Annotated in this window: 14 protein-coding genes; 7 read left to right on the top strand and 7 right to left on the bottom strand. The window is 37.9% G+C overall.

What is annotated here, in order from left to right:
• Window positions 1-21: 21 nt before the first annotated feature.
• The 3 genes from AA0017_RS01675 to AA0017_RS01665 all read left to right on the top strand — a co-directional run bounded on the left by AA0017_RS01675 (window position 22) and on the right by AA0017_RS01665 (window position 3,636).
• The gene (locus AA0017_RS01675) at window positions 22-1,575 is read left to right on the top strand and encodes an ABC-F family ATP-binding cassette domain-containing protein (protein ID WP_413378914.1); all 1,554 of its coding nucleotides are present in this window, start codon (window positions 22-24) and stop codon (window positions 1,573-1,575) included.
• Between the two features lie 776 nt (window positions 1,576-2,351).
• On the top strand, window positions 2,352-3,002 hold the full coding sequence (locus AA0017_RS01670) for a deoxynucleoside kinase (protein ID WP_413378912.1): 651 nt from the start codon (window positions 2,352-2,354) through the stop codon (window positions 3,000-3,002).
• Window positions 2,980-3,636, top strand: coding sequence for a deoxynucleoside kinase (locus AA0017_RS01665; protein WP_413378910.1), 657 nt, complete (start codon window positions 2,980-2,982; stop codon window positions 3,634-3,636). The genes AA0017_RS01670 and AA0017_RS01665 overlap by 23 nt, the downstream gene beginning before the upstream one ends.
• Before the next feature lie 27 nt (window positions 3,637-3,663).
• Here the strand turns inward: AA0017_RS01665 and AA0017_RS01660 are convergent, their stop codons facing one another.
• The 5 genes from AA0017_RS01660 to AA0017_RS01640 form a co-directional block, all read right to left on the bottom strand.
• Window positions 3,664-3,813 (bottom strand): hypothetical protein, encoded by a 150-nt coding sequence (locus AA0017_RS01660; protein WP_413378908.1) that lies wholly within the window; start codon window positions 3,811-3,813, stop codon window positions 3,664-3,666.
• A gap of 337 nt (window positions 3,814-4,150) precedes the next feature.
• Entirely contained in the window at window positions 4,151-5,134 is a 984-nt protein-coding gene (locus AA0017_RS01655) for an aldo/keto reductase (RefSeq protein WP_413378906.1), read from the bottom strand.
• Window positions 5,135-5,294: 160 nt separating this feature from the next.
• Window positions 5,295-6,215, bottom strand: a complete 921-nt coding sequence (locus tag AA0017_RS01650; RefSeq protein WP_413378904.1) for a glycine betaine ABC transporter substrate-binding protein — start codon at window positions 6,213-6,215, stop codon at window positions 5,295-5,297.
• A gap of 66 nt (window positions 6,216-6,281) precedes the next feature.
• Window positions 6,282-7,124 (bottom strand): ABC transporter permease, encoded by an 843-nt coding sequence (locus AA0017_RS01645; RefSeq protein WP_413378902.1) that lies wholly within the window; start codon window positions 7,122-7,124, stop codon window positions 6,282-6,284.
• Window positions 7,093-8,310: a quaternary amine ABC transporter ATP-binding protein gene (locus tag AA0017_RS01640; RefSeq protein WP_413378900.1), complete on the bottom strand. Its 1,218-nt coding sequence runs from the start codon at window positions 8,308-8,310 to the stop codon at window positions 7,093-7,095. The genes AA0017_RS01645 and AA0017_RS01640 overlap by 32 nt, the downstream gene beginning before the upstream one ends.
• A gap of 396 nt (window positions 8,311-8,706) precedes the next feature.
• On the opposite strand from AA0017_RS01640, the gene AA0017_RS01635 reads away from it, so the two are divergent.
• Window positions 8,707-9,252, top strand: coding sequence for a GbsR/MarR family transcriptional regulator (locus tag AA0017_RS01635; protein WP_413378899.1), 546 nt, complete (start codon window positions 8,707-8,709; stop codon window positions 9,250-9,252).
• Between the two features lie 39 nt (window positions 9,253-9,291).
• Here AA0017_RS01635 and AA0017_RS01630 read toward each other — a convergent pair whose 3' ends face one another.
• Window positions 9,292-9,912, bottom strand: coding sequence for a restriction endonuclease (locus AA0017_RS01630; RefSeq protein WP_413378897.1), 621 nt, complete (start codon window positions 9,910-9,912; stop codon window positions 9,292-9,294).
• A gap of 204 nt (window positions 9,913-10,116) precedes the next feature.
• On the opposite strand from AA0017_RS01630, the gene AA0017_RS01625 reads away from it, so the two are divergent.
• From AA0017_RS01625 to AA0017_RS01615, 3 genes are read left to right on the top strand one after another with little or no spacing between them, the layout of a single operon-like run.
• Window positions 10,117-10,839, top strand: coding sequence for an SDR family NAD(P)-dependent oxidoreductase (locus tag AA0017_RS01625; RefSeq protein ID WP_413378895.1), 723 nt, complete (start codon window positions 10,117-10,119; stop codon window positions 10,837-10,839).
• Window positions 10,839-11,858: an S-adenosylmethionine:tRNA ribosyltransferase-isomerase gene (locus AA0017_RS01620; protein ID WP_413378893.1), complete on the top strand. Its 1,020-nt coding sequence runs from the start codon at window positions 10,839-10,841 to the stop codon at window positions 11,856-11,858. The genes AA0017_RS01625 and AA0017_RS01620 overlap by 1 nt, the downstream gene beginning before the upstream one ends.
• Before the next feature lie 10 nt (window positions 11,859-11,868).
• Window positions 11,869-12,225, top strand: a complete 357-nt coding sequence (locus tag AA0017_RS01615) for a VOC family protein (RefSeq protein ID WP_413378891.1) — start codon at window positions 11,869-11,871, stop codon at window positions 12,223-12,225.
• A 110-nt stretch (window positions 12,226-12,335) separates the two neighbouring features.
• Here AA0017_RS01615 and AA0017_RS01610 read toward each other — a convergent pair whose 3' ends face one another.
• Window positions 12,336-12,980, bottom strand: coding sequence for a response regulator (locus tag AA0017_RS01610; RefSeq protein ID WP_413378889.1), 645 nt, complete (start codon window positions 12,978-12,980; stop codon window positions 12,336-12,338).
• Between the last annotated feature and the right edge of the window lie 23 nt (window positions 12,981-13,003).

The raw sequence follows: 13,003 nt of genomic DNA, 5'->3' as shown, positions 1-13,003 counted from the left end.
TTTTAGAAGAAAGGTGTCGTTATGAGTATTTTATCTGTGTCGAACTTAAGCCACGGTTTTGGTGACCGTGCTATTTTTGAAAAGGTCTCCTTCCGTTTACTAAAGGGCGAACATATCGGTTTAATTGGAGCAAACGGTGAAGGGAAATCCACCTTTATGAATATCATTACAGGCAAACTAATGCCTGACGAGGGGAAAGTCGACTGGTCGAAGCGTGTCCGTGTTGGTTATCTTGATCAGCATACCGTTTTAGAAAAAGGTCTGACAATGCGTGATGTTCTAAAAAGTGCCTTTCAATATTTATTTGATTTAGAACAAGATATGAATAATCTTTATGACAAAATGGGAGAAGCCACTCCTGAAGAGCTAGAAAAAATGCTTGAGGAAGTCGGAGTCATTCAAGACATTTTAACAAACAATGATTTTTATATTATTGATGCAAAAGTGGAAGAAATTGCTCGTGGTCTTGGTTTGGATGATATCGGTCTTGAACGAGATGTGACCGATTTAAGTGGTGGTCAACGGACTAAGGTTTTATTAGCCAAACTTCTCTTAGAAAAGCCTGACATCCTTTTACTTGATGAACCAACCAACTATTTAGATGAGCAGCATATCGAATGGCTAAAACGATATTTACAAGAGTATGAAAATGCTTTTATTTTAATTTCTCATGATATTCCTTTCTTAAATAGTGTCATCAATATTATTTACCATATGGAAAATCAGGAACTAAATCGTTATGTTGGTGATTATGATCATTTCTTAGAAGTCCATGAAATGAAAAAACAGCAATTAGAGGCTGCCTTTAAGCGCCAACAACAGGAGATTTCTCAATTAAAAGACTTCGTCGCTCGTAATAAAGCCCGTGTTTCCACTAGAAATATGGCAATGTCACGTCAAAAGAAATTAGATAAAATGAATATCATTGAACTAGCAAGAGAAAAGCCGAAGCCAGAATTTCATTTTAAAGAAGCTCGCACAACAAGTAAGGTCATCTTTGAAACGAAGGATCTCGTCATTGGCTATGATGAACCACTGTCTAAACCCTTAACACTCCGCATGGAACGCGGCCAAAAAATTGCCCTCGTCGGTGCGAATGGGATTGGAAAAACGACGTTGCTAAAAAGCCTCATCGGAATTAATCCAGCTTTATCAGGAACGATTGAGCGAGGCGATTATCAAGAAATTGGTTATTTTGAGCAAGAGGCTCCAAGTACAAACCATACATGTATTGAAGAAGTGTGGAATGAATTTCCGTCTTTAACTCAAGCGGAAGTTCGTGCAGCCCTAGCTAAATGCGGGCTAACTACTAAACACATTGAAAGCAAAATTGTCGTGCTGAGTGGTGGAGAAAAATCCAAAGTCCGTTTATGTAAATTAATTAATAAAGAAACAAATATTTTATTACTGGATGAGCCAACCAATCACTTAGATGTGGATGCAAAAGACGAGCTAAAACGAGCGTTAAAAGCTTACAAAGGAAGCATTCTGCTCATCAGTCATGAACCGGAGTTTTATCAAGATGTCGTCACCGATGTTTGGAATTGCGAAAACTGGACAACTAAATTAGTTTAATCAAACAATTCCTCAAATAAAGTAAGGCTGCCCTAAAAATAGGACAGCCTACTTGACTTGAAAAATGGCAAAATCTAATAAATTAATCTAGCTGCGTCCGTTAGAAGTTCGAGAAAAATCGGTCTGCCTATAAAGTCAAAAAGCGACTTTTTAGTCAGCCCTGTATTTTTTCTCACTTCTGGGCAAACGGACTCCGCTTTTTTTTCAATCTAGCTGCGCCTGTTAGAAGCTCGAGAAAAATCGATTTCTAAACGGTTCACTTTAAAATAAAGTGATGCCCCTAAACTAAATCAAGCATATGAAAATGTGACTTTTTTGGTTAACTCCATTTTCCCTTATCCAAACGGAGCAAGCGGAATGACCGGAGACTCCTGCGGGATTAGTGACATACGGGAGACCCCGCAGCAAAGCGAGGAGGCTCCCGGTTCACCCGCGGAACGCGTAGGTCATGCAGCTTGCGGAGTATACCAACTTCACTTTTCTCGCTTCTTGGCAAACGGGCTCCGCTTTTTTTCAATCTAGCTGCGCCTGTTAGAAGCTCGAGAAAAATCGGTTCGTCTTTATGAAGACAAAGAGCGTCTTCAAAAGCCGCCCTGTATTTTTTCTCGCTTCTGAACGAACAGGCTTCGCTTTTTATTCAATCTAGCTGCACCTGTTAGAAGCTCGAGAAAAATCGGTTCGTCTTTATGAAGACAAAGAGCGTCTTCAAAAGCCGCCCTGTATTTTTTCTCGCTTCTGAACGAACAGGCTTCGCTTTTTATTCAGGAGGTTCTTTGATGAGTCAAATCCCTTTTATTGCTGTGGAAGGTCCGATTGGTGTTGGGAAAACTTCATTAGCCCAAGCGATCTCCACTTCCTATCAATATGCGGTTTTAAATGAAATTGTTGACGAAAACCCATTTTTAAGCAAGTTTTATAAAAACATTTCAGAATGGAGCTTTCAAACCGAAATGTTCTTTCTCTGCAATCGTTATAAACAACTAGAAGACTTAAAAACAAACTACTTATCTAAACAAATTCCCGTTGTCGCTGATTATCACATCTTTAAAAATTTAATTTTTGCGAAACGGACTTTAACAACAGAACAATATCGTAAATACGAGCAAATCTATCATATTTTAACAGATGATATGCCAAGACCAAACTGTGTCATCTATTTAACAGCAAGCTTACCCACTCTTTTAAAACGAATTGAGATTCGTGGTCGTGACATGGAACAAAATATCGATCCCGCCTATTTAGAGCAATTAACCGCTGATTACGAAGAATCCATCAAAGGTTGGGAAGAAAAATACCCTTCTATTCCTATTATTCGTATTAATGGTGATGAGCTAGATTTTGTTCAAAACGAAACAGACCTTAACCAAATTTTTAAACAACTCGAACAAAAAGGAGTCGTTCCTCTTGAACTTACGAGAAAAGTATAATATTCCCCAAAATGCCGTTATCACCATTGCTGGTACAGTAGGGGTTGGCAAATCTACGATGACTAGCAAACTTGCTGAAGCACTTCAATTTAAAACATCCTTTGAAAATGTTGACCATAATCCATATTTAGATAAATTTTATGCTGACTTTGAACGTTGGAGTTTTCACTTGCAAATCTATTTTCTTGCAGAACGTTTTAAAGAACAAAAGAGAATGTATGAACTAGGTGGAGGGTTTGTTCAAGATCGCTCGATTTATGAAGATACTGGAATTTTCGCCAAAATGCATGCTGATAAAGGGACAATGAACGAAACAGATTACGCTACTTATACGAGCCTGTTTGAAGCGATGGTAATGACTCCCTACTTTCCACACCCAGATGTCCTCCTTTATTTAGAAGGAGATTTGAATGAAATTATTAGCCGCATCCACAAACGTGGTCGAAATATGGAGCAACAAACACCTATCAGCTATTGGGAAGAAATGCACGAACGTTATCAAACTTGGATTAACCAATTCACCGCCTGTCCCGTTTTACGATTAAACATTAAGGATTATGATTTATTACAAAACGAAAAGGCAACAGAAGAAATCATTGCAGAAATCGCTCACTCTTTAAAACAGCAAGTTTAACTTTAATAATTACAAAACCGGGCCTTGTTACGAGGCCCGATGTTTTTCATCATCATCTTCCTCTTTCATATCAAGCTTCCAATAATAAATCCGTGGCAATTGCTGATAATGAACATACTCCTGTACTAATGAAATGACTACAAAGGAAAAGCCATACCAATCAATACCTTTAAACATGCAATTCCCCCTCTCAACTAGCCTATGGGGGATAACAGTTGTCCTAGTCGATTTTTAAGTAAATGTGGAGCAATTAATTTTTAACTAAGGTTGATGATAAAGGGATGGAATATTCCAGAGTTGTCGCCAAGTGCCGATGGCTACATTTTATACGGGAGGCTCCTCTCTCTTGTCACCTCCAAATGACAATCGCAATAAGGTCACATCGATAACCTACTAAAACTAAACTAAAATAAGTGACCAGAAAAGCCGTATAAGCACTTCACTAGTCACCTCTATTTCTAACACAGTCTTGGACAACTTCTCCCATTACCACACTTCAATTTATTATCGCTTATTAGTACGCACCTCGTATATGTTCACTCACGCTCTCGGAATAAAATAACTTGAGCCTTTCTAGTTCACTCTCAGAAAAAGAACTTGCTTCTTGCGACTTAAGATTGTCCTCTATTTGCTCTGTTGTTTTAAAACCAGGAATGACACAGGAAACCGCTGATTGCTCTAAAATCCAACGCATAGCCGCTTGAGCCATTGTTCCTCTTCCTTCTGCGATCCATTTTAATTGTTCTGCTAGTTCTACTCCTTTACTGAACCCTAACCCAGCAAACGTTTCTCCCACATTAAAGGCCGCACCGTTTTCATTAAATGAACGATGATCATCCTGTTCGAACCGATACTCTTTTGTGAATTTCCCTGTCAATAATCCACTAGCTAGAGGCAATCTTGCTAAAATCCCCACTTCTTTTTTTTCTGCTTCAGGAAAAAGTTGCTCCAAAGGCTTTTGACGAAATAGATTAAAAATAACTTGAAGTGTTTTGACATTTGGGTTTTCTAAACAAATTAATCCTTCTTCTACCGTTTCAACACTGACACCATAGTTTTTGATTTTTCCTTCCTCTTGTAGACGATTAAGAATGTCAAAAACAGCTCCGTCTTTTAAAATATCAGTAGGAGGACAGTGAATTTGATATAGGTCAATTGCTTCACGATTCAATCGTTTTAGACTTGATTCACAGTAAGAACGAATCATTTCATAGGAATAGTTTTCAGATGCATGAATATCACCCATACGACAAAACTTGGTTGCAATAAAGACTTCCTCTTCTTTTCCCTTTGTCGCTTTTGCTAATAGTTCTTCACTATGACCATCTCCATAAACATCTGCTGTATCAAAAAAATTCACACCTTGATCAATTGCAAATTCAAGAGCCCTTAATGATTGCGCATCATTTACATTTCCCCAAGAACCACCAATCGCCCACGTTCCAAAACTAACTTCACTTACTTCGAATCCTGTTTTACCTAATTTACGATATTCCATTTAATGACCTCCTCCTCCTCTAAATCATCCATTTTTAATACTTACTCTATATTTCATTTTAAAGTAAACGCTCTCTTCTCTATGATTGTAACAAAAAAACTCCGACCAAAGACAGTATTCTGCCTCGGTCAGAGTGTTTTTATCTTACTCTTAAAGTCAATTAATTATTTAAATCTTCAATTGATGTAATATCCATATATTCAGGAACGACTAAACCAATAGCGGCACCTTCTAAGTTTGCTCCTAAATCAACGACTCGATCTTCGAATTGCTCCCATTGAGTAGCATGTGTTACTGGTAACCATGCTGCAACCATTGCATCTGCTTCATCAGAGGCAATCGCTTCCCACATAAAGCTATTCTCTAAAGCACTAATCTCGACATCATAACCAACACTTTCAAGAACTAACTTCATTAAGTTTGTTGAAGCAATCTCTGAATCCCATGCAACAAAAGCTAATGAAATAGAATCGCCATCAACTGTTGCGACACCATCTGTCCACTCAGCTACTTTATCTTGATTTGCATCAAACCAATCTTCGGCAGCAACTGCTGGATCAGCTCCGTTATTAATGTCATTCATAATGACAGCCATATCATCTTCTGTCCAGAAGAAATTGCTTAATACTTCAAATGCTTCTGGCATGTCCTCTTCTAACCCTAAACGAGTAATCGTGTGAATATCTTCTGCTTCACCAAATACACCTTCTGGATCTTCTAAGTATTTCAAATCAAATTCAGCAAATTTCCAATGTGGGTTCCAACCAGTGACAACAATTGGCTCCTCGTTTTCAATAGCAGTAGCTAAAGCACTTGTCATCGCAGCAGATGAACTTACTTGTACTTCATAATCTTCTAAGTTATATGTTTCAACCGCTTCTTGAGCACGTGCGACTACACCAGCACCAGCATCAATACCCGTAATCGTATAATCTAATGATTCAGCAACCGTTGATGACGAATCACCATTCTCTCCTGTTTCATTATTCGTTGACGTATCATCATCATTACCACAAGCTGCTAAAAATAATGAAAAAGATAAACCTACTGCTAGTCCTGCACGTTTCCAATTTTTCTTCATACTTGACACTCCCTTTATCTTATTTATTTATTAATCAAAGTTAAAAAACTTGACTAAGCTAAGTGATTAAGCTTCTTTTTTGTTGGCGTTAAAGCTTTGCGTTAAACGGTCAAGGATGATCGCAATAATAACGATCGCAATCCCTGTTTCGAAACCTTTGCCGACATTGTTTTGTCCAACCGCATAATAAACTTCCTGCCCAAGACCTCTTGCACCGATCATCGCCGCAATAACGACCATCGAAAGAGCAAGCATAATACTTTGGTTAACCCCTGCCATAATCGTTCCTTTGGCCATTGGCAACTCAACTTTAAATAGTTTCTGTGCTGGCGTTGACCCGAAGGCATCCGCCGCTTCAATTAATTCTGTTGATACTTGTTTAATTCCTAAGTTTGTTAATCGAACGGTTGGTGGCATCGCAAAAATCACCGATGCTACGACACCTGGAACCATTCCAATTCCAAAAAAGGCAACTGCAGGAATTAAATAAACAAAGGCTGGCATCGTCTGCATTAAATCGAGTACAGGCTTTAAAATGCTCTCTACAATTTTGCTTTTCGACATCCAAATTCCAAGCGGTATTCCTATTATTAACGCAATAAAAGCACTCGTTAAAACAAGCGAGAGTGTTTGAATCGCTCCATTCCAATAACCGAGGTTATAAATTAATAGTAGTCCAAATAAGACAAAAACAGGTAAACCCCATTTTTTACGATTTAAAAAGACAGTTAGAGCCACAACGAGTAAAATAAATAACCACGCTGGTGGAAAAGCTAAGATCATTTCAAAAAAGTCAACTAAAGCACCAATTCCCGTACGAATCGCTTCAAAAAAATCTGCTCCACTTCTTAGCCAATCTACAAAACTATCAATCCATTCAGCTAGTGGTAGACGTGGTATGGAATCCATCGAAATCCACCTCATTTCCAGACAGTGCTCCTAAAACAGCACCTCTTACAATAATTCCTTTTAATTTCCCTTCTTCGACTACAGAAAGAGGAATCGAGCTCGTTGATAAGGAATCAAGCAATTCATAAATTGATGTATCCATTGAAACTTTAGGAATATCTTTGTCAATGATTTCATTTAAATCACTTTTTTGTTCCTTAATTAATTTAGATACTTCATTTGCGTGAACAACCCCAACAAGTTCCTTTGTTTTCGTTGTCACATAAATACTTGAAATTCCCGCTTCTTTCATACGCTGAATTGCCACACGTGGACCATCTTTTTCAAGTTTAATCGTCTCTGGACGAATCATGACATTTTCAGCCGTTAATACTTTAGAACGGTCGACATCCTCAACGAACTTCTCCACGTATTGATTTTCAGGCTGTGTTAAAATTTCTTCCGGTGTCCCGACTTGAACAATCGAACCGTCCTTCATAATCATAATGCGGTCACCGATTCTCAATGCTTCATCCAAGTCATGAGTAATAAAAATAATCGTCTTTTGCATTTTTGTTTGTAAATCCAACAATTCATCCTGCATGTCTTTTCGAATTAAAGGATCTAAAGCTGAAAAAGCCTCATCCATTAACAAAATGTCAGGATCATTCGCAAGTGCACGTGCTAAACCAACTCGCTGTTGCATTCCACCAGATAATTGGTCGGGATATTTTTGTTCATACCCTTTTAAGCCAACTAGCTCTAATGATGTCATCGCCTGTTCATATCTTGTTGCTTTAGCAATCCCTTGAACTTCTAATCCATATTCAACATTCGCAAGCACCGTTCGGTTAGGAAACAGGCCAAACTTTTGGAAAACCATCCCCATTTTCTTTCGACGAACTTCTCTTAGTTTTTTGCTGTCCATTTTGGCTAAGTCTTCTCCATCTAACCAGACACTTCCTACCGTTGGCTCAATCAGACGATTTAACAGCCTAATGATTGTTGACTTACCACTACCAGACAATCCCATGATGACAAAAATTTCACCATTTTCAATTTCAAAGCTGGCTTGATTAACGCCAACGGTCATTCCCGTTTCTTTTAAAATTTCGTCTTTCGTTTTCTTTTCATTCAAAAGGTCAATCGCTTTTTTTGTCTTTTTCCCAAAGACTTTAGTGAGACCTTCTACTTTCACTTTTGCCACGTTCGCTTCACCTCACTTACTTTTTCCGTGTAACACCCGACCTATTAACTATAGCCTTTTGTAAAATTAACAACAATCTCTATATTCAGTACGTATTGTTTATTTATTACGTACAGTTTAAACTGTACAGACATTACGAAAGAGATTCTTAGTAATCCTAGCAAATGCTAAGGGATCATCCAAATTTGAGCACTTTCACCTTTTTCACATTTTTGATAATATCTTTATAAGTAACGTTTTTAAATCGGACTGATAAGGTTTACCCTTTTTAAAATAAGGCGAAACCTAAAAAGAATAAATAAAAAGAATGAAAAAATTCTAAAAAATCTAGTAAAGAAACCAAATTGGGGTAGGGCAAGAGCTCATAATGAATCTACTTGGGGAGGACAAGTTAGAATGGTTGAAAAAAAAGAGCATATTGATTGGGAGAGGCTCGAACTCGCACGTGAAGAATTTTCACATGAACTATCTAAAAACATTCATATGTATGGAATTACACAATCGGTTGGAAGATTGTATGGAACCGTTCTTTTTGCAAAAGACCCCATGACATTGGATGAAATGAGTCACGCAATAGGGATGAGCAAAACGAGCATGAGTACAGGAATTCGAACACTCCTGGAAGCAAATATGGTCGACCGTGTTTGGCAAAAAGGTGTTCGCAAAGACTTATATCAATCTGAAGAAGATTGGTATAAATCCTTCTCTGCTGTCTTTGTGAAAAGATGGAGAACATCTGTTGATAATAACTTAAAAGCCGTTGAACAGCATTCCCATATTTTAAAAGCGTTATCAAATAATGAGGACGAACTGCTTCAGCAAGCCATTCAAAATGATTATCAAAAAATGGATCACGCCAGAAAATATTATGAATGGCTCCAAGAGGTCATCCACTTGTTCGAATCAGGTGAAATTTATAACATTATTCCCAAAAAAGAATAAAACAATGATCTGCAAAGTCAACTGGCCTTGCAGATTTTTTTATCCTCTCTTTCGGTAAAAATATTCACCTGCTTTTACCGTTGTTTTATTCGTTTCAAGCCTTTCAAGGGTATCAATGTATTGATAGTTTTGACCTGAAGTCGCCTCGACAATCAGTTGAATTGCTCGGTCTCCTTTTCCTTTTTTAAATGATTTTATTAATTCATCGAGTCCTTGCCGGTCAATAATTCCGACCTGAGTCGCCGCCGCTAATTGATAACATGGGTCTGATATTTTATCCGTACTTGTGACAATTATACTTTTTTCAGCCTCATAAAAAGCCCTTGCTGCGTAAATCTCTTGTACCGCTGATAACCCTAATTTATCTGTATACCTTTTTGCTTGCAGGACAACTTTTTCATTTTCATCATTATAAAAAACCATATCCGCTCCGAAATCACGGCTTTTTTTCGTTTGATAAATCGTTCCCACGCCTATAGCGGCAAATAAAACGAGCAAATAATCCTCAAATTCATGTCCACTCATTCGATCAATATCACGAAGCGTTATTTTCATTAAATCGTATTTCTGCTTCTTTAACCTGCGTGCGATCACCCAAATGACAGTTGTGACTAACAACAAAAGGACTAAGATTAAAAGGAGCTGTTGTTCAAAGGCCATATTGTTTCATTCCTTTAGCTTTAATATCCTTCTATTTTACCTGAAATTCTAAAAGTATACAAACAGACGTTTGCATACACCTCTACATCAAAAGTTGTAGAAACACTCAGACCATTTTGGTACTCATTCCTCCATCTAATCCACGATGTCGAAATAGTTTATTTTTTCTAAAATAAAGTTAACCAAATAAAAGGAGCTAAAAAAATGAATGTAAACAAAAAAGTGATTCTTATTACTGGAGCTTCACGAGGATTAGGAGAAGCGTTAACTTATCATTTTGCTAAAAAACAAAACCAATTAGTTATTTGTTCACGAAATATAAAAGAATTGCTCCCTGTCAAATTAAAAGCCGAATCATTCGGAGCAGAAGTTGTAGCACTTGAAGCCGATGTTTCAAATGCTAATGATGTCGACCGAATCGTATCCGTTGCCGAGGATTCTTTTGGAAAAATTGACATTCTTATTAATAATGCGTCTATATTTGGGCCTGGCCCAACGGAGCTTGCCGACTATTCAGATACTCAATTTGAACAAGTGTTACAAGTAAATATTATGAATCCGTTCCTTATGTCGAAAAGAGTGCTAGCAGGAATGCTTGCTCGGAATGAAGGTTTGATTATAACCCTCACATCGGCTGCTGGAAAAACAGGTTTTGCTGAATGGGGGGCTTATGGCGTTTCTAAATTCGCTGTAGAAGGGCTGATCCAAACATGGGCAGACGAACTACAAGATACAGGTGTTGAAACATGCCTGATTGATCCAGGAGAGATGGATACAGTCATGCATGATATTGCTGTTCCTCATTGCGATTATCCATTGTTAAAACCAACTCAGCTTTTACCACTTTTTGATCAAATTATTCATAATCAAGGCTCTGTTAACGGAAAACGTTTTGAGATCGTTGAATATTTAGAGGGGGATTTATAATGAGCACAGTCAATAATCTTCACCAATCCTTTCAAATTCCGACCAATTTACATGCCAATACTCCAGCTGAATATCGGGAGGACAGTCGTTCTCAAGTCAACATGATGGTGTTAAATAAACAAACAGGTGAAGTAACCGATCACCATTTATCAAACCTACCCCAACTTTTGTCACCTGGCGATTTACTTGTTTTTAACAAAAGTAGGACCATTCCTGCTTTACTAAAAAGCGAAGATCAAAAAATAGAAATTCGTCTTGCTCGAAAAATAACGGATTTAGAATGGGAAGCCTTAATTTTTCAGAATGATGAAAAGAGAGATTGTATCTTACTTGAAGGGGGTGGACAGCTAAACATAATGGGCCCTGGTAGTGAATCTCCTTTAGTTGTTGTAGAATTTCAGCAAATATTCGAACCGATTTTGTCGTACCTTTATAAATATGGTGCACCAATCCGTTACGAATACATCCATGAACCGTGGCCAATGCAAGATTATCAAACGATTTTCGCCTCGGTTCCAGGATCAGTGGAGATGCCTTCAGCAGGTCGAGCCTTTTCGTGGAAGTTGATTCAGCAACTTAAAAAATCAGGCATTCAAATTGCATTTCTTGAATTACATGCTGGTATTAGTTATTACGGTGGTAATAAATGGCCAAATCCAAAAAATCACCCTGAAACCTATTCAATTCCAGTAGAGACGATTGAATTAATCAAAAAGACCAAACATCATGGTCGGAAAATCATCGCTGTCGGCACGACCGTTGTTCGAGCACTTGAATCATTAACTTTAGAAAATAACCCACTAAACGGAGAAACAGCAACAACTGATTTATATATAAACAAACAGCACCCACTTCAAATGGTGGACGGTCTCATAACAGGCCTCCACGAACCAGATACGAGTCATCTCGACCTCTTGTGTGCTTTTACTGAGGAAGCTTATATTATTGTCGCTTATCAACACGCACTGGAACAGCAATATTTATGGCATGAATTTGGCGATTTAAATTTAATTTTTTAAGGAGGAGCTAATGTACGCCTTACACCATATCGGCATTGAAGTTCAGCACTTGCAAAATTCACTCCAATTTTATCAGGATTTTTTTGACGCAAAAGTGGGAGAAAGCTTTTTAATGGATGACGATGAAATTGTTTTTATCGAACTCGATTCCTTCACCATTGAACTCATTCACTCGAAGCAGACAGTAAGAAAGACTCAACCAGCAACTGTCCACTTTGCCTTAAAAGTACCTAATTTAATGGAAGAAATCACTGCATTAACTAAAAAAGGGTTCACAGCAAGCGATGGCCCTTATCATTTAAGCAATGGATTAAAAGTGGTTTATTATGAAGGGTTAGACCATGAAGTCATTGAATTAATGGAGTAAATGGTGCCGCTTATCCCACTTTGCGCCGTAGATAGTCTAATACAAACAAATACACAATAAGAAAAAGACTGCTAAAAGCCAATAAAATGGCTTTTGGCAATCCCTCCTCCTTAAAAATGGGCGATTTTAAATTTAATCGCAAATAAGGCTGCTTGAGTTCGATCATTAACCTCTATTTTGCTAAAAACATTTGAAATGTGGGTTTTAACCGTTTTTTCGGTAATTTCTAAATCAGCCGCTATTTCTTTGTTGCTCTTTCCTTTTGCAATTTCAATTAAAACTTCCTTTTCTCTCTTCGTTAAAGATTTCACGAGCTTTTCTTCCTCAGAAGTCACATTGGAAATACGCGTTAACACATATTTAGTCACTTTATCATGCAATTTACTTTCGCCCAGGTATACAGCTCGGATCGTTTCCACTAACTGTTCGGGCTCAATATCCTTTAATTGATAGCCACTAGCTCCGGCTTGCAAGGCTGGAATCACATGGTCATGTTCGGAAAAACTACTTAAAATAAGCACCTTGACCCTTGGAAACTGACGCACCATTTTTTCTGTTGCCTCAATTCCATCCATTACAGGCATTAAAAGATCCATCAAAACGACATCAGGTTGGAGGTCTTTCACTTTATCAATGGCCTCTTTTCCATTTTCGGCTTCCCCGACAACCGTCAAGTCTTCCACTGTTTCCAAAAAATAAATTAATCCTTTCCGAACAACGGTATGATCATCAACAATCATCACCTTAATCGTCATCTGTCTCACTCCCCCCTCAATTA

Source organism: Alkalihalobacillus phoenicis (assembly GCF_047302405.1).
In the GTDB taxonomy this organism is placed as follows: Bacteria; Bacillota; Bacilli; order Bacillales; family Bacillaceae_D; genus Alkalihalobacillus.
Note: the sequence above shows the minus strand (reverse complement) of the source record. Positions and strands in the feature narration are given on the sequence as shown.

Bases quoted from the DNA above. Each gene is read 5' to 3' on its own strand.
- AA0017_RS01625 (WP_413378895.1), top strand. From the start codon at position 10,117: ATGAATGTAAACAAAAAAGTGATTCTTATTACTGGAGCTTCACGAGGA.
- AA0017_RS01660 (WP_413378908.1), bottom strand. From the start codon at position 3,813: ATGTTTAAAGGTATTGATTGGTATGGCTTTTCCTTTGTAGTCATTTCA.
- AA0017_RS01670 (WP_413378912.1), top strand. From the start codon at position 2,352: ATGAGTCAAATCCCTTTTATTGCTGTGGAAGGTCCGATTGGTGTTGGG.
- AA0017_RS01615 (WP_413378891.1), top strand. From the start codon at position 11,869: ATGTACGCCTTACACCATATCGGCATTGAAGTTCAGCACTTGCAAAAT.
- AA0017_RS01675 (WP_413378914.1), top strand. From the start codon at position 22: ATGAGTATTTTATCTGTGTCGAACTTAAGCCACGGTTTTGGTGACCGT.
- AA0017_RS01635 (WP_413378899.1), top strand. From the start codon at position 8,707: ATGGTTGAAAAAAAAGAGCATATTGATTGGGAGAGGCTCGAACTCGCA.
- AA0017_RS01630 (WP_413378897.1), bottom strand. From the start codon at position 9,912: ATGGCCTTTGAACAACAGCTCCTTTTAATCTTAGTCCTTTTGTTGTTA.
- AA0017_RS01645 (WP_413378902.1), bottom strand. From the start codon at position 7,124: ATGGATTCCATACCACGTCTACCACTAGCTGAATGGATTGATAGTTTT.
- AA0017_RS01620 (WP_413378893.1), top strand. From the start codon at position 10,839: ATGAGCACAGTCAATAATCTTCACCAATCCTTTCAAATTCCGACCAAT.
- AA0017_RS01650 (WP_413378904.1), bottom strand. From the start codon at position 6,215: ATGAAGAAAAATTGGAAACGTGCAGGACTAGCAGTAGGTTTATCTTTT.
- AA0017_RS01655 (WP_413378906.1), bottom strand. From the start codon at position 5,134: ATGGAATATCGTAAATTAGGTAAAACAGGATTCGAAGTAAGTGAAGTT.
- AA0017_RS01610 (WP_413378889.1), bottom strand. From the start codon at position 12,980: ATGACGATTAAGGTGATGATTGTTGATGATCATACCGTTGTTCGGAAA.